Origin of the sequence: Caldithrix abyssi DSM 13497, assembly GCF_001886815.1 — a bacterium.
Lineage (GTDB): Bacteria > Calditrichota > Calditrichia > Calditrichales > Calditrichaceae > Caldithrix > Caldithrix abyssi.
Genome location: NZ_CP018099.1, coordinates 3,384,769 through 3,407,095 on the forward strand (window position 1 = coordinate 3,384,769; position 22,327 = coordinate 3,407,095).

17 protein-coding genes are annotated in these 22,327 nt (G+C 44.6%); all 17 read right to left on the reverse strand.

Features of this window, described 5'->3' with window-relative positions:
• Positions 1-356: 356 nt before the first annotated feature.
• A complete protein-coding gene (nadD, locus tag Cabys_RS13190) occupies positions 357-1,001 on the reverse strand; it encodes a nicotinate-nucleotide adenylyltransferase (RefSeq protein WP_006926574.1) in 645 nt (214 codons plus the stop codon).
• Positions 970-1,752, reverse strand: coding sequence for an outer membrane protein assembly factor BamD (locus Cabys_RS13195; RefSeq protein ID WP_044280924.1), 783 nt, complete (start codon positions 1,750-1,752; stop codon positions 970-972). Before Cabys_RS13195 ends, nadD begins: the two co-directional genes overlap by 32 nt.
• Positions 1,753-1,828: 76 nt before the next feature.
• Positions 1,829-2,365 (reverse strand): hypothetical protein, encoded by a 537-nt coding sequence (locus Cabys_RS13200; protein ID WP_044280925.1) that lies wholly within the window; start codon positions 2,363-2,365, stop codon positions 1,829-1,831.
• Positions 2,366-2,663: 298 nt separating this feature from the next.
• The gene (locus Cabys_RS13205) at positions 2,664-3,677 is read right to left on the reverse strand and encodes a Gfo/Idh/MocA family protein (protein ID WP_006926581.1); all 1,014 of its coding nucleotides are present in this window, start codon (positions 3,675-3,677) and stop codon (positions 2,664-2,666) included.
• Between the two features lie 18 nt (positions 3,678-3,695).
• Entirely contained in the window at positions 3,696-4,772 is a 1,077-nt protein-coding gene (locus Cabys_RS13210) for a prephenate dehydrogenase/arogenate dehydrogenase family protein (protein WP_006926582.1), read from the reverse strand.
• Between the two features lie 30 nt (positions 4,773-4,802).
• Positions 4,803-5,837, reverse strand: coding sequence for a 3-deoxy-7-phosphoheptulonate synthase (gene aroF / locus Cabys_RS13215; RefSeq protein WP_006926584.1), 1,035 nt, complete (start codon positions 5,835-5,837; stop codon positions 4,803-4,805).
• 18 nt (positions 5,838-5,855) lie between these two features.
• The gene (ruvX, locus tag Cabys_RS13220) at positions 5,856-6,269 is read right to left on the reverse strand and encodes a Holliday junction resolvase RuvX (RefSeq protein WP_006926585.1); all 414 of its coding nucleotides are present in this window, start codon (positions 6,267-6,269) and stop codon (positions 5,856-5,858) included.
• Between the two features lie 34 nt (positions 6,270-6,303).
• Positions 6,304-6,624, reverse strand: a complete 321-nt coding sequence (locus Cabys_RS13225) for an HU family DNA-binding protein (protein ID WP_006926586.1) — start codon at positions 6,622-6,624, stop codon at positions 6,304-6,306.
• Between the two features lie 1,562 nt (positions 6,625-8,186).
• Positions 8,187-9,428, reverse strand: a complete 1,242-nt coding sequence (locus Cabys_RS13235) for an IS110 family RNA-guided transposase (RefSeq protein WP_006926587.1) — start codon at positions 9,426-9,428, stop codon at positions 8,187-8,189.
• Between the two features lie 339 nt (positions 9,429-9,767).
• Positions 9,768-12,422 (reverse strand): DNA mismatch repair protein MutS, encoded by a 2,655-nt coding sequence (gene mutS / locus Cabys_RS13240; protein WP_006926590.1) that lies wholly within the window; start codon positions 12,420-12,422, stop codon positions 9,768-9,770.
• A gap of 6 nt (positions 12,423-12,428) precedes the next feature.
• Complete coding sequence (locus Cabys_RS13245) at positions 12,429-15,383, reverse strand: sensor histidine kinase (protein ID WP_150125337.1); 2,955 nt, start codon at positions 15,381-15,383, stop codon at positions 12,429-12,431.
• Between the two features lie 124 nt (positions 15,384-15,507).
• Complete coding sequence (locus Cabys_RS13250; protein ID WP_006926703.1) at positions 15,508-17,304, reverse strand: IS1634 family transposase; 1,797 nt, start codon at positions 17,302-17,304, stop codon at positions 15,508-15,510.
• A 320-nt stretch (positions 17,305-17,624) separates the two neighbouring features.
• Positions 17,625-18,488 (reverse strand): type III pantothenate kinase, encoded by an 864-nt coding sequence (locus Cabys_RS13255; RefSeq protein WP_150109216.1) that lies wholly within the window; start codon positions 18,486-18,488, stop codon positions 17,625-17,627.
• A complete protein-coding gene (locus Cabys_RS13260; protein WP_169833717.1) occupies positions 18,388-19,137 on the reverse strand; it encodes a biotin--[acetyl-CoA-carboxylase] ligase in 750 nt (249 codons plus the stop codon). Before Cabys_RS13260 ends, Cabys_RS13255 begins: the two co-directional genes overlap by 101 nt.
• A gap of 219 nt (positions 19,138-19,356) precedes the next feature.
• On the reverse strand, positions 19,357-20,514 hold the full coding sequence (locus Cabys_RS13265; protein ID WP_006926595.1) for an acyl-CoA dehydrogenase: 1,158 nt from the start codon (positions 20,512-20,514) through the stop codon (positions 19,357-19,359).
• 125 nt (positions 20,515-20,639) lie between these two features.
• Positions 20,640-21,215, reverse strand: a complete 576-nt coding sequence (locus Cabys_RS13270) for an ATP-binding protein (protein ID WP_006926596.1) — start codon at positions 21,213-21,215, stop codon at positions 20,640-20,642.
• Positions 21,208-22,236 carry a sensor histidine kinase gene (locus tag Cabys_RS13275; protein ID WP_006926597.1) on the reverse strand — a complete coding sequence of 343 codons (1,029 nt, stop codon included), beginning with the start codon at positions 22,234-22,236 and terminating at the stop codon, positions 21,208-21,210. The genes Cabys_RS13270 and Cabys_RS13275 overlap by 8 nt, the downstream gene beginning before the upstream one ends.
• Positions 22,237-22,327 lie beyond the last annotated feature (91 nt).

The window sequence follows — 22,327 nt, forward strand, 5'->3', positions numbered from 1 at the left end:
CGGCCGGGCCCGGCGAAAGCCGGAATCCCTTGCAAAGTGGAAGGGACAGTCATTCCGGCCGAGCGCAGCGAGAGCCGGAATCCCTTGCAAAACTAAGGGGATTCCCGCTTGCGCAGGAATGACGTGGAAGGGTGGAAGGGATTCCCGCCTGCGCGGGAATGACGGCGGGGCGGACAGTCATTCCGGCCGAGCGCAGCGAGAGCCGGAACCCCTTGCAAAGTGGAAGGGACAGTCATTCCGGCCGAGCCCGGCGAGAGCCGGAATCCCATGCAAAACGAAGGGAATTCCCGCTTGCGCAGGAATGACGTGGAAGGGTGGAAGGGATTCCCGCCTGCGCGGGAATGACAGCGAGGCGGTCATTCCGGCCGGGCCCGGCGAAAGCCGGAATCCCCTGCCTCCCTGTAACCATACAATTGATGTTCTTCGATGTAGCGCCACACAGGCGGAGGCAACAGGCTGCGGCAGGGTAAACCCGTTTTGATGCGCTGGCGGATTAAAGAAGATGATATTTCAATTAGCGGAGCTTTAACAAACAAAAATTTTTCTTTCGGCAAATGTGCGGGCAGTTCACCCCCCGGCCGATCGTACACCACAAAGCGAGCCATTTTTAAAAGCGTTTTATACTCCCTCCAGCGGTGGAATTCGGCTAAATTATCGCCGCCAATGAAAAAATACAATTCTGCCAGGGGCCAGGTTTGCTTAAAGTAACTTAGCGTATCAATGGTGTAAGAAACGCCGCCGCGTCTGATTTCAACGTCCGAAAGGACAAAATGGGGAAAATCATCAAGAGCCCGCTGAACCATTTCCAGCCGGTGGAAAGCTGGTGTAATACGCTCTCTTTTTCCAAAAGGATGTTCGGCCACAGGGATGAAAATGACGCGCTCCAATCCGAGCTCGCTGGCGATCCATTCGGCAATGATCAGGTGGCCGTGATGGATGGGATCAAAGGTGCCACCAAACAGACCAAGCTTAGTTGCCAGAGCCGGAGAAGACCTGCTCATTTTTTTCCTCAGGGATTTTTTGCGATAATTTCTCCACCTTTTTCATCAGCGGGCTGCCCGGAAACTGATCCCTGAATTTCTCAATTTCTTTTTTAGCGGATTGAAAATCGCCCATCTCCACATAGGTTTCGATTTTACCGAGCATGGCGTCGTCAGCCCACTCCGTATCATAATAATCTTCCAGAACCTGATTGTAATAGATGATGGCCGCTTTGTATTCGTGCATTTTGCGGTAGATATCGGCGTTTTTAAATTCTTTTAAGGCCAATTTGGCGCGTAATTCGGCAATCTTTTTCAACGCCTCTTCTTTTAAAGGATGGGTGGGGTTGTCTTCGATAAAAAGCTGAAACTCGCGAATGGCTTTTAAGGTGTACTCCTGATCCAGCTCGGGTCTGGGCGAAAGCTGGTAGTAGCTATCCGCCATTTTGAACTGAGCCAGCGGCACCAATTTGCTCTTATTCATATTGGTGATCAGTTTTTCGTATTCAGCCGCAGCGATCAAATACTCCTTCATCATGTAATGCGATTCGGCCAGATAAAATTGAGCGCTATCGGCCACGCTGCTGCCGGGATAGCGCAGCGTAACCACCGTAAACTCGTTAGACGCTTCGTAATAATTTTCATCTTCAAACAGTTTTTTGGCGTAGTGAAAATACTGTTCCGCTGTCCAATCCGGCTGCGGACGGACTCCCGCGCAGCCAAACAATAAAGCCGCAATTAAAAGTAAAATCCCTTTTTTTAACAAGATCATTCCTCCGTCATTAACATCACTTTTCCCAATCGAGCTTAAACGCCAACGGTCTGAACAAGTTCAACATTTTATTTCATCAGATGCGCAGACTGTAAAACAAATAAATCAACGCGCTTACGCTTCCTACAATAATCGCCGGCTGCAAGTAACGCGTCCAGCGCGAATAACTGACCCACTGACCACGGGTAAATGTAAACGGACTCTCCTCCAACCCGTTGACCGTACGCCGGTTAATGGAATCGCTCCATGTCAGGTTAATCTCCCGGTACGCATTATTTTGCACGGCCGGTCCTTTTTCTACATAGGCTTTAAAGGAAAGTTCTATCTCGCGTCTGATGGTTTTACCGAATCCTAAAAACTGCCTGACCGATTCAAGGTAACGTATTTGCGGTTTAAACTCAAGGACGACCAGGGTAACCGCCTTTTTGGTTTCATCCACCGCAATTTGTTTTTGATTAAAATACTTGATCAACCGGCTTTTACAAAAAGCGCGCTGCTCGTCGTTCGGGCCTTCAAACTTAATTCTTAATGGTTTATCAGAAAAAAATTGTTCGAACTTTAACGAATCCAGTCCTCTGAAAAACAACGCTTCCAGCGCCTTTTCGTTGCTCACAGGACTTTGCGCGTTTGAGTTGAATGCGCAAAAAATAACGATTAAGAACATTTTTTTGAATAACCGCATAAGCATTAAGTTAAGAAATTATTTGTAATTAATGCAACATATTTTCGCAGGGGTAAAATTGTTTTTTTTGAATAGAGTAAGGAATTCGTCTAAAGAATGGAAGTGGCGCCCCACCGTCATTCCCGCGCAAGCGGGAATCCCATTCACCTTGCAAAGGATTCCCACTCACCTTTTTCAGGGCATACTCATCCGCAATTCGTAATTCGCAATTCGTAATTCGTAATTAATTTCAGCCCAGCGTAATTTCCTTACCTTCCTTCATGGAGCGGTAAAGGGCGTCAATAATTCGCATCGTTTCCACGGCGTCCCGGGCCGATGACATATTTTCTTCTTCTCCTTTAACCACATTAATAAAGTGCCGTACCTGACGCTCATAGGCGCGTAAATAGCGATCGCGCACTCTCTCTTCAGCAATAGGCGTTACGGTAACCAGATTGCCGTGCAAAACTTTTTGAATGCGCAGGGGATTTAAATAGGCCGAGCCGTTTTTGCCGAAAAGATGCTGATATTGAATATCATGATCCAGATGCAGATTCCAGCTCGTTTCGAACGTCATGCTCATGCCGTCGGCCGTTTCCAGAACGGCCAGCATCGAATCTTCCACTTCAAATTGCGGTTTAATATTGTAGCCGAACATGCGCACAGATCGGATTACAGGCTTGTTTAACAGGTAAAGGGCCATATCAATGAGCTGAATGCCCAGGTCCATCAAAACGCCGCCGCCGGCATACTGTTTTTGAGTTTCCCAGGTTAAAAGCGTTTCTCTGGTCCACTTTTTTAACCAGCCGGCCTTCAGATAAAACAGATCGCCCAGCTCCTTCTCGTTTAAAAATTCTTTTAACAACTGCACGTCATCCCGGAAGCGATTGTGCATTCCGACCACCACCGGCACCTTTGTTTTGGCCGACAATTCGGCGATGCGCTCGGCATCGGCGACATTTAAGGCGATGGGCTTTTCAATGAGCGCCGGAATCCCTTTTTGAAGCGCCATTAAGGCCATGGGATAATGGTAATGGTTGGTGGTACAGATGTGCAGGGCGTCGATCTCTTCTTTTTCGATCATTTCATCGAACAGATTGTACCAACGGGGGATTTTAAATTTGGAGAGAATGGCGGACATCTTTTTTTCATCCACATCGCAAACGGCCACAATCTCCACCTCTTCCATTTTTTTCAGAAATGGCAGATGCGCAATCTGAGCGATTTTACCCAGACCGACCACGGCTACCCGTAATTTTTTCATCGGTATCTCTCCTGCATTTTAATCTCTTAAAAAGGCCCTGAACTTGTTGGCATTCAAAATTTCAATGGCCTCGCTGGCTTGCTGATAATTATCAAACGAAATGCGAAAAACGCCGCCTTCTTTTTCGCGCACTTTTAACAATTCAATATCCCGGATATCGATTCCTCTGGCGGCCAGCGCATTGGACATACGCGCAATGGCGCCCGGCTGATCCTGAACGTAAACCAGCACATCGATCAAAGGATGCAAAAAGCCCTTGGAGGCTTTGGGTATCTGATTTCGGTAATAATTAGCCAGATGAAAATCCTCGGAAAGATCATCGATTTTCCGGTATTGTTTTTCAAACAGGTCGATCAGTTCTTTAATGGCTTTTTTAATATTATCCTGATTTCTTTCCAGAATATCTTTCCAGATGGCAAAATTGCTGCTGGCGATGCGCGTTAAATCCCGGAATCCGCCGGCCGCCAGGTCCAGAAACGGCTTTTCGGGATCGTTTTTTTTGCCCACCAGATTTACCAGATTCAGCGCGATTAACTGCGGCAGGTGACTGATCATGGCCATAATCTCATCATGCGCCTCAGGCGAAAGGATCAGCACGCGCGCCTTTATTTCATCCAGCAGGGGGATTAATTTTCCTTCGACCAGCGCTTTGTTTTCCTCATTAATGCCGGTGAGAACATACATGGCGTTTTCGTAAAGCAAAGGATTGGCCGCTTCCAGGCCGCTTTTTTCCGAGCCGGTCATCGGATGCCCGCCGACAAAAGCGCCGCTAAAATTAATTTCCCGAACAATATGGTGAACGTTTTGTTTGGTGCTGCCCACATCGGTCACCAGAGTTCGGCGGTCGATTGCGCCGTTCAACTCGCGCAATTGTTTTTCAATAATTTGTATGGGCGTGGCTAAAAAAACCAGATCGGCGCCGGCGCACTGGCCTGGCCATTCGCTTATAGTTCGGTCGATTATCTTTTTTTCGACCGCCTGTTTGGCCACCGACGGAAAATCGAAACCCCATATTTCGGCCTCGGGGCGTTTGTTTTTAATGGCCAGCGCCAGCGAGCTGCCCATCAGCCCAAGTCCGCTTATCACTATCTTCATCCAACATCCACGCCTGAATTTTCATTAATTTCAATTAGAATCTCTTTTATCGGCAATTTTACGGCCAATCACCTCTGCAATGACGCGAATTTGATCCATCAATTCTGCAAACTGTTGCGGATACAAAGATTGCGCGCCATCGGATAAGGCATGCTCCGGATCGTGATGCACCTCTACCATGATGCCGTCCGCGCCGGCCGCAATGGCTGCCCGGGCCATGGGAATGACCTTGTTACGTATCCCCGTCCCGTGCGAGGGGTCCGCAAAAACGGGCAAATGGCTCAATTTTTTGACCACCGGAATGGCCGAAAGATCCAGCGTATTTCTGGTGTAGGTTTCAAAGGTTCGTATGCCCCGCTCGCATAAAATCACGTTTTTGTTTCCGCCGGAAAGGATGTATTCAGCCGACATCAACCACTCTTCGATGGTGGCGGCAATACCGCGTTTTAAAAAGACCGGTTTTTTGGCTTTGCCCAGAGCGCGAATAAAAGAGAAGTTCTGCATGTTTCGGGCGCCCACCTGAATGATATCGGCGTATTCGCTTACCATGCCTATTTGATCTTTATCCATCACTTCGGTGATGACCAGCAGGCCGTATTTATCGGCTGCTTCCCGCAAAATTTTCAATCCTTCTTCGCCCAACCCCTGAAACGAGTAAGGAGACGTACGGGGCTTAAAGGCGCCGCCGCGCAAAATTTTTACGCCCGCACGGGCCACATGCTCGGCAATGATCATGGTCTGTTCTTTGTATTCCACCGAGCAGGGGCCGGCAATAACCACCACCTCGTCGCCGCCAATTTCCACCTCGCCTATTTTAATTACCGTATTTTCGTGTTGAAACTGCCGGCTGGTCATTTTATAAGGCACCGATATTCGATAGGCGTCTGCCACCCCCGGAAGAACTTTGAGATCGCGAATATCCAGTTTAGAGACGTCGCCAATGACGCCTAAAACAATATGCTCAACACCGGTTGATCTATGTACTGAGAATCCCCGCTCGTCGAGGAACTCGATAACGTGCTCTATCTGGCTTTCCGTTGCCTCTTTTTCCATCATGATAACCATAAGGTTCTCCTCCTAAAATTAACGAATCGAATCCAAATAATCCTGCAAAATAAAAACCGCCGCAATCTGATCGATTGTCTGGCGTTTTTTACTTGGTTTTTTACCCACACGATGCAAAACATCGTGTGCTCTTTTGGTGCTCAGACTCTCATCCACTTCAATAATCGGGATCGAAACATTTTTGCGTAATTTTTTGATTAAACGCAGAACTTCTTCTGTCTTTTTAGAGACATTTCCTTCCAGAGTATAAGGAACGCCGACGACAATTTTTGTGACGGACTGCTCAGATATGAGGTTTTGGATTTCTTCGACAAATAGTTTATAACCTTTCCAGGTTATGGTTTTTAAAGGATGGGCTAAAAAAGCCAGTTCATCGCTTACAGCAACACCCACCCTTTTGCTTCCAATATCCAGACCTAAAATTTTACCCATGTATCTTAAAAATCAGGCTTGTGTGTTCTCCTGATTATTGGTCTTCTTCTGGCGGCAGGGGTTCTTTAAGAACTTCTTTTAAAAGTTTCCCTGCCTTAAAATGGGTTTTTCGACGGGCAGGCACATAGATGATTTCGCCAGTGCGAGGATTTCTTGCTTTTGGTTTTGGCTTTGTTTTTTTCACTTCAAACACGCCAAAATCACGAATTTCTATTCTCACCTCCGGATCCGCTTCGCTGAGAATTTTGCGCAATACCGTAAAAACCGCATCCACAAATTTTTCGGCAGTATAAATTTTTTCATTTAATTCCTGCGCTGTCCTTTTGGCTACATCTTTTTTCGTAACCGTCTTCATAAAGCTTACCTCCAAATACCCATTAAACTTTTGAAATTATTAACTCTTACTTCTTCTGAAAATACAATTAATTCTTTTGCAAATCAAGATCAAAAGTTTAAAATTTATTAATTATATTGAATTTAACTTTTAATAGACGCTTTTTTTGCTTTATTCGTCGGAATTTGGCCTGAATTTAAAGGCGGATCAGGTCGCTCGAACTGAAATTTTAAAAATAAAAAATGCGCAAATCCGTCCCGCTCCTGCAGCTCTATGGATGGAGCCGCTAACCTTAACTAAGGCCGCAACCAAAATCAACCGTAACGCGCGCAAAGTATTTTCTCGCAGATTACAATCATCGCAGAAAATGAATAAACAAATTATTTTAAGCAACCACAGAGAGCAAAGAATGTTAAAAATTAAATTGCCAGGGGAAGTTGAGCGTTCGGAGTTATTTCCAACGGTGATAGATATTTCCCGGCTGTCCATTAACTCATAAATTTGAGTTTGTTAGGGCAGAACCGAGCCTCTTACACTCTTACACTATTATACTCTGACACTTTTTCTGCCCAACGGTGGCAGGCATTGCCCGGAGTGGCCCTCACCCCCTGGCCCCCTCTCCCAGAATAAAAGTCTGGGAGAGGGGGAAGTTGAGCGTTCAGAGTTATTTCCAACGGTGATAGATATTTCCAGGCTGTCCATTAGCTCATAAATTTGAATTTGTTAGGGCAGAACAGAGCCCCTTAAACTCTTACACTATTATACTCTTACACTTTTTCTGCCCAACGGTGGCAGGCATTGCCCGGAGTGGCCCTCACCCCCTGGCCCCCTCTCCCAGAATAAAAGTCTGGGAGAGGGGGAAGTTTAGCGTTCGGAGTTATTTCCAACGGTGATAGATATTTCCCGGCTGTCCATTAACTCATAAATTTGAGTTTGCTAGGGCAGAACCGAGCCCCTTAAACTCTTATACTCTTTCACTTTTTCTGCCCAACGGTGGCAGGCATTGCCCGGAGTGGCCCTCACCCCCTGGCCCTCTCTCCCAGAATAAAAGTCTGGGAGAGGGGGAAGTTGAGCGTTCAGAGTTATTTCCAACGGTGATAGATATTTCCAGGCTGTCCATTAGCTCATAAATTTGAATTTGTTAGGGCAGACCCGAGCCTCTTACACTCTTATACTCTGACACTTTTTCTGCCCAACAATGGCAGGCATTGCCCGGAGTGGCCCTCACCCCCTGGCCCCCTGATTTATTATAGTCAAATATTTTAATAATAAAGTTATTAACAATATGTTAATAACTGTAGAGGGTGTGGATATGTGGATAACTCATTTTTTACACACCTAACTCCTTTCTTTTTAATATGTTAATTATTGTGGATAACTTTTTCGCCTATTTTTTGAGATATTTTACCTTGTTCTACCCTGATATTCGAGAGTCTGTATTTTAACAGCTCTTATCTTACTTAATCGGAACTAAGGTAAATATGACGGGAAGCCTTTTTTTGCTCTCTTACCGAAGGTCATACTATCTGTATGCCTTTATGGGGGGGCCGAAGGTCTTCCCGCCATATCTCAAATTGTTGCTTTTAGGCTGCTTTATTTGATTTTTTATAGCCTTCTATGTAGAAACTATCATCTCTTACTAATGCAAAAATAATGGCTAATATCTTTCTGGATAACGCCGTTAAAGCCTTGGCGCTGGCCATCCCTTTCTCCTTATGTACCTGATAAACTTCTTGTAAGATACCTCTACTTGCATTGATGGCTATATAAAAAAGAGCTTTTCTTAATAAACTCCGACCGCGTTTGCTTATGTGATGTTTACCTTTATGTTGGCCAGAACTGACTTCATACAGGTTTAATCCCGCTATCTTCTCTAACTCACGATAACTTTTATATCTGCGGATATCTCCTAACTCTCCTATTAAAATGGCTGCGATTATGGGTCCTATCCCTTTTATGGATAATATGTTCCTGCTGTATGGCACTTCTTTTAAATAATTCTCTATCTCATCCTTTAGTGACTTTTGATAAGATTCTAAACGATCTATCTGATCAAGATGTATCTTGATCTCCATTACAATGGACCGGGTTCCTTCTTTGATGCCTCCGCTCATCTTAGCAGCTTCATATAAAGCAAGGGCCTTTTCTTCACCTAATCGGTTTTTACTTACTGACTTTATTAGCTCTGTTAGCTTTGTTAAGCCTAAATCCAATATGAATTGAGGTAAAGTATAATGAGCCAAAAGATAACGTGAAGTCTTTGTAGTTAAATCTCTCATGACCTGAGAGAATTCCGGAAATATCTTAAATAACTGTCCCTCAATTCGATTATAACTCCTTCGTAGATCTTCAAGTATTTTCTCTCTTAAATGAACCAATTCGCGTAATTCCGCAAAAATTCCCTCTGGGATGATTACTGTTAAATATTTGTTTAATTCTATTATATCTGCTATGACCTTTGGGTCTTTTTTATCTGTCTTATTGGGACTATTGTCCGTTAATTCTTTCAGGCGCTTGGTATGCATCGGATTTATTTGTACAATCTCATAGCCCCTTCGATGTAGATAATGAATGAGCGCAAGCCCATAGCTGCCAGTGGATTCCAGGCCAAATAAACAATTCTTAAGACCGGTCTTTGCTCTGAAGCTTTCTACTTTTTTTAAAAAATATTCGAATCCTTTACCTGTGTTAAAAAACTTAAACACTTCTAACTCCTGACCATCTTTTGTACGTGCATAACCGTAATTAAATTTTTTGCCTATATCCACTGTAACTAATAAGGTTTCTTCGTTGAATTTTCTCTCTTTTTTGTTTATTTTCCCCATGACTATGCTCCTTTCTTTTTTTTTAAATCAGCTTACAATTTAAGGAGTATAGTCTTTTCTTTCATCCTTTTGTTGACAACTATAATATAGTAAGCTCTCCCAGAATAAAAGTCTGGGAGAGGGGGAAGTTGAGCGTTCAGAGTTATTTCCAACGGTGTAAGTGATTCCTGCGCTGGCCAGTTTTGGGCAAATGCGAGAAGAGGAATGACAGGCCGGCGACCATTCAACTACTCAACCATCCAACTATTCAACCATTCAACCAATCCCGCCATGGTGCAACAGATGCTACGAAGGAAGTATTCTAATCCCCAGGCTCTTTTGCTTGCCGATTGTCAACGCTCATTCGATCAGTTTTTTCAACTCATCCAGCTTTTGCAGTGCTTGCAAGGGAGTCAGGTTGTTAATATCGACCTTTTTTAATTCCTGTTTCACCTTTTTGCCCGTTTCTTTTTCCTCTTTTTCCCGGTCGTCAAAAAGGCTTAGTTGATTGGCGTCGTACGTGCGTCCGCTGCGCCGCATGGCTAAACGCGGTTTGCGTGTGGTGGGCGAAAGTTCATTGGCTTCCAGATTGGTTAAAATCTCTTTAGCCCGGGCAATGAGCGGCGCGGGCAAACCGGCCATCTGCGCCACGTAAATCCCGTATGAGTTATCGGATCCGCCGGGTACGATCTTGCGTAAAAAGATCACCTGATCTTTCCACTCTTCCACCGCCACGTTGTAATTTTTGATGCGCGGATAAAGCAGCGCCAGCTCGGTCAGCTCATGGTAATGGGTGGCAAACAGGGTTTTACAGCGCAATCGCGGCTCGCGGTAAATGTATTCGGCCACGGCCCAGGCAATGGACAGGCCGTCAAATGTGCTGGTGCCGCGACCGATTTCATCGAGTAAAATAAGGCTGCGCGGCGTGGCGTTGTTCAAAATATTGGCCGTCTCGTTCATCTCTACCAGAAACGTGCTCTCGCCTGAGGCCAGGTTGTCGGAGGCGCCCACGCGCGTAAAGATTCGATCTACAATACCAATTCGCGCCTTTGCCGCCGGCACGTACGAACCGATCTGAGCCATCAGCACAATCAATCCCACCTGACGCAAAAAGGTAGATTTACCGGCCATATTAGGGCCGGTAATAATCCAGATTTGCTCCGAATCGGGATCCAGGTAGGCGTCGTTGGCGATAAAATCCTCGCCGGGCGGCAGGGTCTTCTCCACCACCGGATGGCGTCCTTCGCGAATTTCCAGCGCCCTGCTATCGTCTATTTCCGGCCGCACATAGTTGTTTTCGATGGCCGCTTGAGCTAAACTCAAAAAACAATCCAGCTCGGCGATCAACCGGCTGTTTAACTGAATGGGCTCCACGTAGCGGCCGACCTCTTCTCTAATTTCCTGAAACAGGCGGTATTCAAGTTCGTTGATCTTTTCTTCTGCGCCCAGAATTTTATCTTCCCACTCTTTCAGTTCCTGAGTGATAAAGCGCTCCGCATTGACCAGGGTCTGCTTTCGCACGTATTCTGGCGGAATTTTATCTTTATGCACGTTGGTCACTTCGATGTAATAACCAAACACCTTGTTGTAATTAACCTTCAGCGTCGAAATGCCGGTGCGCTCCCGTTCTCTTTGCTGATACGCCAGCAGCCAGTCCTTACCCTGTTCAGAAATGGCGCGCAGTTCATCCAGCTCGGCATGGTAGCCGGCCCGAATGATACCACCTTCCTGCAGGGTGATCGGCGGATTTTCCACAATGGCCCGATCAATTTTTTCGGTGAGCGAATCAAGAATTTGAAAAGATTGAAAGTGCGCTTTTAACGTGTCGCAGGTTGTTTGATCGATGATCGCTTTTATGGGCACAATTTGTTTTAACGACTGGCCGAGGTTCAGCACGTCGCGGGCATTGGCGCGATTGGTGACAATCTTCCCTAACAGGCGTTCCGTATCGAAAATCTGCTTCAATTCCGCAGCCAACTGCTCTCTTAATGGCGCATCACCTACCAATTCGCTAACAATGTCCAGCCGGTGATTGATCTCTTCCATGTCCAGCAGCGGTTGTTGAATCCACTGTTTAAATAGCCGGGCGCCCATGGGCGTTATGGTAAAATCGATGAAGTGCAACAGAGTATTGCGCACGCCGCCGCCGGAGATGGATTCAGAAATTTCCAGGTTTCGGCGCGTACTTTCATCGAGCACCATGTATCTGGAGAGATTGACGCGCTGTAAATGGATGAAATGTTCAAGACGCGTTTTGTAATTTTCTTGCAAATAATGGATGACCACGCCGGCCGCAATAATGCCAGCCTGCATGTCTTCCACGCCAAAGCCTTTTAATGAATGGGTTTTAAAATGTTGCAGCAATAACTCGTACATGTAGTTGCGATCAAAAAGCCAGTCCTCGCGTTTGGTCAACAGGGCATTGAGATGGTTGGCGATTAATGTTTGCAGGGCATCCAGCCGGGAGGCGGCCACCAAAATTTCGCGCGGCTGGTAACGAATAAGCTGCTCAAGCAGGTTTTGCGCAGGGAACTCTGCCACCAGAAAGCTGCCGGTAGAAACATCCGCCACAGCTATTCCACAGATATCTTCTTCCAGATGCACGGCCACCAGGTAATTGTTGGAACGGCTATCCAGCAGTTTGTCCGAAAGGGTGACGCCAGGCGAGGCGATTTCTACCACTTCCCGTTTTACCACGCCTTTAGCCGTTTTGGGGTCTTCTACCTGTTCGCAGATGGCAACGCGCAAACCGGCGTTTAATAGTTTCGGTAAATAATTGTCCAGCGCGTGGTACGGAAATCCGGCCAGCGGCACATCGGCCGTTTTGCCGTGCGCCCTTTTGGTTAATGCAATCCCCAGCGTTCTGGAAAGAATTTTGGCGTCTTCGTAAAAAGTTTCGTAAAAATCGCCCATACGGTAGAGCAGCAAAACGTCCTTGTAATCGGCCTTAATGCGCAGGTACTGCTCCATTAAAGGCGTGGTCTTATTTTCGTTTTTCTTTTTTCCCTTTTTCATAATCAATTAAATTTTAACTGGAATAATGGGTAAACTAAAGTAAAATGTACTCCCCTTCCCTGGTTCGCTTTCCAGCCAGACGCGACCGTTATGTAAAGAAATAATCTCTTTGCTAATAGCCAGTCCCAGGCCGGTTCCCTTTAACGAAGCATCCTTACCGGCCTCTGTTTGTTCGTATTTATTAAAAACTTTATCCTGCTCTTCGGGGGGAATGCCCACTCCCGTGTCTTTAACCGCCACATGAACGGCCATAATCTCTTCGTCGGTTAATTCGTTTTTCTCTTTGACCAGCCGGCTGGAAACGGTTACCTTGCCGCCTGGCCCGGTAAATTTGATGGCATTGCTCAGATAATTATTTAACACCTGTTCAATGCGCAGGCGGTCAAATTGCAAAAAGGAGATATTCTCGTCCAGATCCAATTCCATTTTTATATTCTTTTTGCGGGCCAGCATCTGGTAGTGTTTAAACACGGTTTCTATTAAGGCATTGATGGAATTGATCTCAATATTCAATTCAAAGCGTCCGGCTTCCAATTTGGAGGCGATCATGAAGTTGTCGATCAATTTAAGCACTTTATCCACATTTTCTTTGGCAATGCTCAAAAGTTCGGCCTGTTCAGAGGTTACATTGCCCACCACCTGATTGCGCACAATATCGATGTAGCCCTGAATGATGTTTAAAGGCGATCTCAGGTCGTGCACGATCATGGAATTAAAATCGGCTTTTAACTGTTCCAGCCTGCGTTGCGGCCTCAGGTCGGCCAGCACGCCGATAAAACCGGCTTTTTTAATGTTTTCGTAATAGGGCGTTAAATAAATGCGGAAGGGGATGTACTCGTTGTCATTGCTCATCAATTCAATTTCGATGCCGTCGCGCGAGAGCTTTTCCAGCTCTCTGGCGGACAGATTCTTTCGGGCCAGTTTGGAAATTTGATTTTCAAACTCAGCCCGTTTTTTCAGCGAACACAAATCATAAAAACTCTGGTCCAGCAGGGCGGTTTGATCTTTGTATTTTAAGATGGAAACCAGGCTTTTATTGATATAGATGATCTTTCCTTTAAAGTCGCAGGTTACCAGGCCCATGGTCATGGTTTCGGCCAACAGGCGGTATTTTTCTTCGGAATTTTTCAGATCGAGATAAAGCTTGGCGTTTTCCAGCACCACGGCCGCCTGGTTGGCAAAGTACTCCAGGCTGCGTACGCGATCCTCTCCGGGCCGGATGCGATCGACCGGATCGTTAACGGCAATGTAGCCCAGATGCCGGCCTTTACTGCGAATGGGAATGATCAGCCAGTCATCGTCATTCCATTCACGCCCTAAGGAGAGCTGAAACTGCAACTGGTCTTCCGGAGTGATGTTTTCTTTGCTCAGCTGATGATCATAGAAATAGGAATTGCTGATTCTAAACGATTTATTGATCAAACTCGTAAAAAATCCGTTCTGATTAGCAGCCTTTATCTTTTCATAAGAGGCCGGGGTAACGCCATAGTAGCAAACGTTGTTGATTTGACCGCTGTAGGGATCGACCTGATCGAGAATGACAATATTCCAGCCGAGCGTTCGGCGGATGGCAGTGGCAATTTTATTTAACAGCTCGTTAATATCGCTTTCCAGCGTCAGTTCTTTGCCCAGTTCAAAAATACGGTCCAGTTGCTTTAATGTTTTTTGCGCCTGTTTAACGATGCGGCTCTCTTCCAGCACGGCGGTGGCATTGGCTATTAACTCTTCGCTTTCCATGATCTGATCGGGAGCAAATTGATGATCTTCTCTGGCCGTAGCCACGATCATCAGGCCCTTTTTCTCGCTTCCGATTCTCAAGTTGTACAGAATGCCGCGTTTAAATTCTTTGCCGGTAACGTTTTTTAACATTTCTTTTACATCAGCAATCCCTGACTGATCAAAGTTGACCACATAGCTGGAAATATCCGAATCCAGAAACTTTTCAATGGTCGGGTAATCTTTTAACAGAATAATGGGCGGTTTTTCCTGTTGAATGGAGGGCGCGCTGCCATTCGGTTCAAAGAAGTACTGGGGATATAAAAACCTGAAGCCTTCGTGAAAATTAAAGAAGATGCTAATATCGCCATTCAAATGCTCAAGTAATTGCTGGTTTAAATGTCGGGCTACTTTGTCCTCGTTCATGCGTTTGAACAGGTAGCGGATTTCGGTGGTGTCGTCAGGCCGTTCGACAGTGGTCTCGCCTTTTAATATTTCCGATACGCGTGCCTTTTCAATATTCGAAACAAAAAGCAGTTCGTTAAATCGGTCCCGGCTCAACTCCGTATCATTCTTAATTCCTATGAGAATAAGGCCAAACACTTTCGATCCGATCTTCCATGGAAATTGGTAGTAGGTTCTTGCCGCAATTCCTATGGTTGACAAAAAATTAACAACATATTCATCCGATAATTTTTCGGCTTTTAAGTTGGGATGGGTTAAAAAATACTGCTGCCAGAACGGGATGCTCAACAGTTCATTTTTTATTTTGGTTTCCAATCGATTGCGCGATACTACGGCGCTGAATTCATAATCCTTTTTCTTAACGTCGTAAATAAAATGAACGAGATAATCGGGATCGATCACCAACTGAATAAAATGATTAATCGCTTCACCTAATTTATAAACGTCGTTGGTACTCAGGATGGAATATTGAAGTTCGACAATTTTTTGCAGATCCCACATTTTGCGCTCATAATTTAGGATTTTATCGCGCAATTCCATGTGGATCATAATCTTGATTTTTAATTCGCTAAAATTGGGCGTAAGATCGATGGTGTCGTCAATGCCCAGTTTTTTGATTTCCAGGCGTTCGAAAAGCTCCACATCCGGGATCATTACGATAATGGAAATCAATCGCCCTTCTTTTAATGATTTGATTTTCCTGATAATATCCTTGGCCGATGCGGTCAAAGCGGCGCCCCACAATATCAGATCCGGTTTCATAGATTTGGTAAGATTCAACACCTCTAACGTGTTGGGAGGAATAATGACGGAAAAACCGATCTCCTTAACCCATCTTGAACACTAAAACGGTTTAAGTTATTTAAAAACAACATGTCGTTCTTTTTTATTACCACTACAATATTTAAATTCTTATCTTTTTCATACCTAATGGCTTGGGCTTGATCTTAAATGCCTGCGCCATTAAATAATGGATCGCCTCCGGTTCGGTCGTATCTCTTATAACTAATAAATCTCCTTTCTGCGTTTTCATCTCCACGCTTACTCGCTGCTGTACGGAAAGTAATTCACGAATGGTTGTCCAGCGATGATAAACGCCTGCATCATGTAATTGTTTTTGAAGACTTATCAATACATGAAAGGCTAAAATCGAAATGAAAATATGCCCTTCAATGCGTTTATCCTTCTGGTGAAAATTAGGCCTTAAGCCTAATTCACTCTTCAACGAGCGAAATCCATCCTCCACATCCGTTAAACTGATGTAGAGCTGCCAAATCTCACGATCCGTTAAATCCAGACGACTCGTCCGTAAATAATACGTGCCGGAAAATCGATCATCCATCTTTTGCTCATCTTTTATCTTCCAGCTGATCTCTGTCACGATACCATTGTGATGCTCAACCGTAATATCATAAAAATAGGCCACCTTTGCATGACGTTCCTTTATGCGGCCAATGCGTTCTAAAACCTTGGGATATTTCTTCGTGCCTCGTTTCTTGTGCAAACTCTCCGCCGCATATTTCAACTCCGCCTCAAAGCGCTGCTGATGAAATTGTCGAATGGCTTCCTCTTTCTTTTGCCTTGAGGCGCTGCGACAGTATAAATAAAGCTCTTTATCCTTACGGTAAAGATAGGCTTCCACTTTATGGCGTTGATCGTGATTAATCTCTTTAAAAGCATTTTCTTCGATCTCGATTTCCGGTTTACTGCGTGAGACAACCAGATAGTCGTGTCCACGCTTTGTGATCAGTTGCAAGTTCTCTTCTGTGGCAATCCCGGCATCTAAAATAATCAATTTCCTGACTTTGCCGCCTATCGTATCCAGAATTTTAGACAAAGTCTCTGGTTCGGAAACATTGCCAGAGAAAAGACGACTCTCCTTGGGGAATCCATCCTCATCCAATACCAGGCCTAAAGTAACCAGGGGCATATCGTGACGCTTATCTTTACTACGTCCGCGAGCCTTGAGTTCACTGGTACGGCTACTCTCAAAATACGTATTGGTTAAATCGTACAGGATGATCTTTTCCTGCAAGGAAAATAACAGACGCTCTTGCTCTACTAAACCATTCTCGATTTTGTCCTTATGTTCTAATAATTGATCCGTAATTCGATAAAGTTTATTGTGAGAAAGTCTTGAAAGGTCTAACTCTAAAAGCTCATCGATGGCGCTTTGCTTTTTGACCCAGCGTAAGGTCGCCCATTCGCTTGAGGGGTGCACCAGGCGCCCAACGATCAACAGTTCGGCCAGTTTAATATCCTTCTCCTTAAAGCCCAGCTTTTTTAAAAGTTCATTGAACTTAAGCTTTCTTAACATCATCAAACTGATGTATTCGCCTCCTATACTGCGAGCATCTCTGAATTTGACAGAGCCCGTAAAAATGGTCTCGGTTTCCTGTGGGCTTTCTTTTTTTTCTACCTTTTCTTGTTTTAGTTTGTTTTGAATTAAAAGCGAGGCATAGCGCTGGGCTAATTGTTCAATTTGCTCATCCACTTCGATCAGTGAAGTTTGTCCGCTTATGATCTCTTCGATGCGATTGGCAAGTGTTTTCCATTGGTCTTTAGGAATGGTAAGCTTGCCCAGGTTGAGCAATTTTCTTTGTCTTGGGCCTTTTTCAGTACGATAGGATTCGACCAATTGATGGTAAACGAAGGTTTTATCGTACCCTTTATTCTTTTTTGTGACTTCTTTAATAAACATGTTCAAATATAATCATATCAGTCAATTAAGTCAAGGGGGAAACCAATATAGTATGGGGCACTACAACGACATCTCGAAAACTCGATCCAAAAAAACCAATAACTTACAAAAACCGAAGGTGGAAATTTGGTGATTTGGGCTTAAATTTTGTTCAAGATGGGTTAAGATAGCGGGCAATCCGCTCCTGAATGATGTTGTTGCGATGAATGATTAAGATTTTTTTCCGGCCACTCATATTTTTACCTTTGTAATTACAATTACCGATCTTTCTTCCACCTGAAGCGGCAAACACAAAGCGCTATTTTAAAGCATAGCATACATCAGAGCTGACGGCTTTTTCTATTACGCTGGTAAATGAGGTACATGCCCTCCAGATTGAGGTATTGATCCACATAATCGATGACCTCGGTGTACTCAACGATTTTTTTAGCCAGCCCGCCCGTCGCCACGACGACTGTTTTTTTTCCCAGCTCGTCTTTTAGTTTTTTGACGAATCCTTCAATCAAAAATACCGATCCCCAGAATATACCGCTTTGAATGCTTTCTTCGGTTGTTTGACCAATCATTTTTTCAGGAAACTCAAAATTCACTCTGGGTAGTTTAGCGGCTTTTAAATGTAACGCTTCGATCGAAGTTACAATTCCGGGCGAAATAATTCCCCCCTCGTAGTTGCCGTCGGCATCGATACAATCGATGGTGGTCGCCGTGCCAAAATCGACCACAATACAGGGTTTACCGTATTTGCTGATTCCGGCCACGGCGTTACACAACCGGTCGGCGCCCACCGCCGCCGGATTTTTGTAGAGCACCTTCATTCCCAGATCGATCGTAGCGTCAACGATCAGCGGCTCGTAGTTTAAGTAACGACGCGCAAAATATTGATACACCTCCGTTAAATCCGGCACCACCGAAGAGATGCAGACGCCGTAAATCGAGCTCAGATCTATTTTAGCATGTTCAAAAAAGTGGTGCAACAATACGGCCAGTTCGTCCTCGGTTCGCGCTCTTTCGGAAGCCAGCCGCCAGTGATTTACCAGTTTCTCTTTTTTAAAAAGGCCCACAACCGTGTGCGTATTGCCAATATCAAAAGCCAGAAGCATCTTTATGCCCACTAATAATTTCACCTGTAACCAGCGCATGTAGCTTGCCGGCCATATCCTCGTAAACCAGAAAGCCCGAGTCATTGATATCCCGCACTATGGCTTCCTGTTCTCCAAAAGGCGTTTCTAACAGCACCTTTTGCCCGAACTGATTACAACGCTGCTTCCATTCGTCTATGACCTGGCGGTACAGCGTCCGTTCAAATCGTTCATAATCCTTTTCAAAATTTTCCAGAAAGAGGCACAAAAAATCTTCTCGATCGATGTCCGCGCCGGTTAGTTCCTTTAAAGAGACGGCTAGGTCCCTGATGGCCGGGTCTCGCTCTTCTGGCATTTCGTTGAGATTAATTCCCACGCCCAGCACAAGGGCGACAATCTTTTTATCCTGCAAAATGGATTCGGCTAAAATACCGCTTAGTTTGCGATTATTAACCAGCAGGTCATTGGGCCACTTAAAACGAATATCCACAGGCGGCAAATTTTTGTTTTTGAGATACTGGTCAATGGTATTGGCCAGAATGATGGCAGAGGCCAGGGTTATTTTCTGGGCATATTCAATTTCCAGCTCGGGACGCAGCAAAATACTCAACAATAAATTTTTCCCTTTACTGGAGAACCATCTGCGCTCTTTTCGGCCCCGGCCGGCCGTCTGGAACTCGCTCAAAACCACCGTGCCTTCCGGCGCGCCATCGCGGGCCAGGCCTAACAGGTGGGCATTGGTCGAATCAATCACCTGAAAACAATATAGATTCCGCCCGAGAATCATTGTTTTTAATCTTGTTCTTACGATATCGCAATTTAACATTACTGGAATCCTGTCTGAATTAATTAAATAAGGTAATTCTTTACCAGAGCATCCTTCGTCCTTGAAGTCTTAAAAAGTAATAAAATTATTGACCAAAATCCAGTAAACGATTTGCTGCGATAAAAGATGGTTCCGAAGAACCATCTTTTAACTTAAAAGCTGCTTGGCGATGGTAATCAACTGCATGTTGGAGGTGCCTTCGTAAATGGTGCCGATTTTGGCGTCTCTGAACAGTTTTTCCACCGGATACTCTTTGGTAAAGCCATATCCGCCGAACAAGTCGATGGCCAACGAGGTAATTTTTTGCGCCACCTGCGAAGCAAAATATTTGGCCATGGCGGCTTCTTTAATAAACTTTTGTCCGGCGTCTTTTAATCGCGCGGCGTTGTACACCAGAAGTCTGGCTGCCTCCAGTTCGGTGGCCGCTTCAGCCAGCTGGAACTGCACGCCCTGAAATGTGGCGATGGCTTTGCCAAACTGCTCTCTTTCCTGAGTGTATTGAACGGCGGCGTCCAGCGCTCCCTGAGCAACGCCAATCATCTGAGCGCCAATGCCAATTCGGCCTTCATTTAAGGTTTCGATGGCTACTTTGTACCCTTTGCCCACTTCTCCCAGCACATTTTCTTTGGGCACCTTACAATTTTCTAAAATCAACTCGCAGGTGGACGAGGCGCGAATGCCCAATTTGTCTTCCTTTTTACCCACAGAAAAGCCTTCGAAATCGCGCTCGATAATAAACGCGTTAATTCCCTTGTAACCGGCTTCGGGATTGGCATTGGCAAAGACAATAAAAATTTCGGCTTCGGCGGCATTGGTAATCCATAACTTTTGACCGTTCAAAAGCCAGTAATCGCCTTTATCTTCGGCGCGGCACTTTAAAGCAAAAGCATCGCTGCCCGAACCGGCTTCGGAAAGAGCGTACGAACCAATTTTGGAGCTGCAGAGCTGGGGCAAATATTTTTCTTTGATTTGATCGCTTCCCCAGCGCAGGATGGCGTTGTTTACCAGAGTATTTTGAACGTCAATTACAATGGCTGCCGATGGATCCACCGCGCTTAACGCTTCCACTGCCAGAATGGCCATAAAAAAACTGGATTCCGCGCCGCCGAATTTTTCGGGGACTTCAATACCCATCAGCCCCATTTCAAAAAATTCTTTAATAATGGCCGAATCCATTTGTCCTTTTTCATCCATTTCCCGGGATAAAGGTTTAATCCGTTCTTCGGCGAAAGATTTTACGGAATCGAACAGCATCTGTTCATCTTCGCTCAGCATCGTCAACGGTTGAAAAGCAGAATTACTCATGGACTCCCCCTTTGTTAAGTCAATATGATCGTGACAAAATAAACTGCATCATAAATATAATACATTCAAATGAAAGTTTCACTCTTTTTGCGATATTTTCCGTATTTTTTTTAAGAAGGGCGAAGTTATTCTTTGGTTTGAAAGGCGGAAAGTTGTTTGACCAGCTTCCAGTCAAAACGTCCTTCTCCGAGATAACTATAGGTCACCTGATCCATTAATTTGGTGATAATCGATAACCCTAATCCATGATCGCGCAATATGTGTTCCTTGTTTTCAAAATCTATTTCCGAACCAATATTTTCTTCAAAAATGAACGAAACCGTGAAAGGATCCAAAATTTTGTAGGACACCAACCCGTCCAGCACCCTGTTCAGAGGATACTTTTTGCCCAACAAATAGGGAGGATACGGCGGGTAGTGAGATTCGGCCTGGAAGCCGGGCCCATAATCAAAAATGGAGATGACGATAAAGTTCATATCCATCTCAAACTGGAAGCGTACCATTTCATCAATCGCCGAGGTGTTGGAGTGGTTCACAATATTGATAAACACCTCATTAATCACCGCGCGTAAATGCTGGGCAATTTTTTTTCTCTCGTCCGGATCGATCATCAAATAATTGGATATCAGTTCGGAAAAATCTTCCACCATGTTCGTGTATTCAATTTTGCAGGGAACGTGAAAACGGACGATATCACCCATTTTGTGCTTCCATCCTTTGCAAGGTTAAGGGAAGGGTTATAATAAACTTTATCCACTCCCCCGGGTTAGACTCTACCGTGATTTTGCCGCCGTGAAGTTCAATAATGTTTTTTACGGTGTACAAACCGATACCCACATTATGCCGGCCCTGTAATTTAGTAAATCTTGAAAACTTTTCAAACAGATGCGGAATCTGTTCTTTCTGAACGCCCATTCCATAATTCAGAAAATAAATTTCCAGCGAGTCTTCCCCCTTATTAAAGTCGATCTCTATTTCGGAATCTTCGTCTCCGTATTGCAAGGCGTTCATGATCAGGTTTCGAAAAACCACCTGCAACAAGTGTAAATCGCCATTGTACAAAATTTTGTCGCTCTTTTTTAGTACGATCTTTTGATTTTTCTCTTTCAATTGCGGTTCAAACTCATTGATTAACGGCGTGATTACATCTTCCATAAAATCAAATATCTGGCGATTCAGGGATAATTTCCCTTCTTCGATTAAGGACATATTAAGCAGGGTGTCAACCATCGTAAACAGGTTTTTTGTCAGCCGATCGATGTTATCGATCATGGGGAGCAAGCGGTCGTAATCCTGGTTTTCCACTCTTTTTTTTAAAATCCGGTTATAACCGTAAATGGATGTTAAGGCATTTTTGAATTCATGGGTGACCACGCTAATCAGATCCTTATATTTTTGATTGACGACTCTCAACTGATGATGCATTTTGGCGTTTTCATTAAGCAGGGCGGCCTGTGTTCCAAATAAAATAAGCGCTTTGATCTTTTCTTTTAGCTTTTCATCAAAATTCTCAAGATTTTCGACCTGGATATCGATGGGCGGCAGTTCATCCAGCCGTTCTTCATATTCTTCTAAAATGGAAATCAACAATTCCTGGCTGTTTGGCATCTTTTTAATCAGATCCAGGCCTTTTCTGTAAAGCTCATCGTATTCTTTGACGTTTAATTTAATCTTGTTTAACATTTTAGACTCTATTTCGTTAAATATCTCGTCCTTTGCCATAAAGATTCCCACTGATTATTAAGTGTTAACCTTGTTATCGGCTATCCTTTTTTTTTAATTAGAAAAAAATAAGCGGCTTTCTGCGGGCTTT

Bases quoted from the DNA above. Each gene is read 5' to 3' on its own strand.
- Cabys_RS13255 (WP_150109216.1), bottom strand. From the start codon at position 18,488: ATGACTCGGGCTTTCTGGTTTACGAGGATATGGCCGGCAAGCTACATG.
- Cabys_RS13205 (WP_006926581.1), bottom strand. From the start codon at position 3,677: ATGAAAAAATTACGGGTAGCCGTGGTCGGTCTGGGTAAAATCGCTCAG.
- Cabys_RS13250 (WP_006926703.1), bottom strand. From the start codon at position 17,304: ATGTTTATTAAAGAAGTCACAAAAAAGAATAAAGGGTACGATAAAACC.
- Cabys_RS13235 (WP_006926587.1), bottom strand. From the start codon at position 9,428: ATGGGGAAAATAAACAAAAAAGAGAGAAAATTCAACGAAGAAACCTTA.
- Cabys_RS13225 (WP_006926586.1), bottom strand. From the start codon at position 6,624: ATGAAGACGGTTACGAAAAAAGATGTAGCCAAAAGGACAGCGCAGGAA.
- Cabys_RS13195 (WP_044280924.1), bottom strand. From the start codon at position 1,752: ATGATCTTGTTAAAAAAAGGGATTTTACTTTTAATTGCGGCTTTATTG.
- Cabys_RS13275 (WP_006926597.1), bottom strand. From the start codon at position 22,236: ATGGCAAAGGACGAGATATTTAACGAAATAGAGTCTAAAATGTTAAAC.
- aroF (WP_006926584.1), bottom strand. From the start codon at position 5,837: ATGGTTATCATGATGGAAAAAGAGGCAACGGAAAGCCAGATAGAGCAC.
- ruvX (WP_006926585.1), bottom strand. From the start codon at position 6,269: ATGGGTAAAATTTTAGGTCTGGATATTGGAAGCAAAAGGGTGGGTGTT.
- nadD (WP_006926574.1), bottom strand. From the start codon at position 1,001: ATGAGCAGGTCTTCTCCGGCTCTGGCAACTAAGCTTGGTCTGTTTGGT.
- mutS (WP_006926590.1), bottom strand. From the start codon at position 12,422: ATGAAAAAGGGAAAAAAGAAAAACGAAAATAAGACCACGCCTTTAATG.
- Cabys_RS13270 (WP_006926596.1), bottom strand. From the start codon at position 21,215: ATGGGTGATATCGTCCGTTTTCACGTTCCCTGCAAAATTGAATACACG.
- Cabys_RS13265 (WP_006926595.1), bottom strand. From the start codon at position 20,514: ATGAGTAATTCTGCTTTTCAACCGTTGACGATGCTGAGCGAAGATGAA.
- Cabys_RS13210 (WP_006926582.1), bottom strand. From the start codon at position 4,772: ATGAAGATAGTGATAAGCGGACTTGGGCTGATGGGCAGCTCGCTGGCG.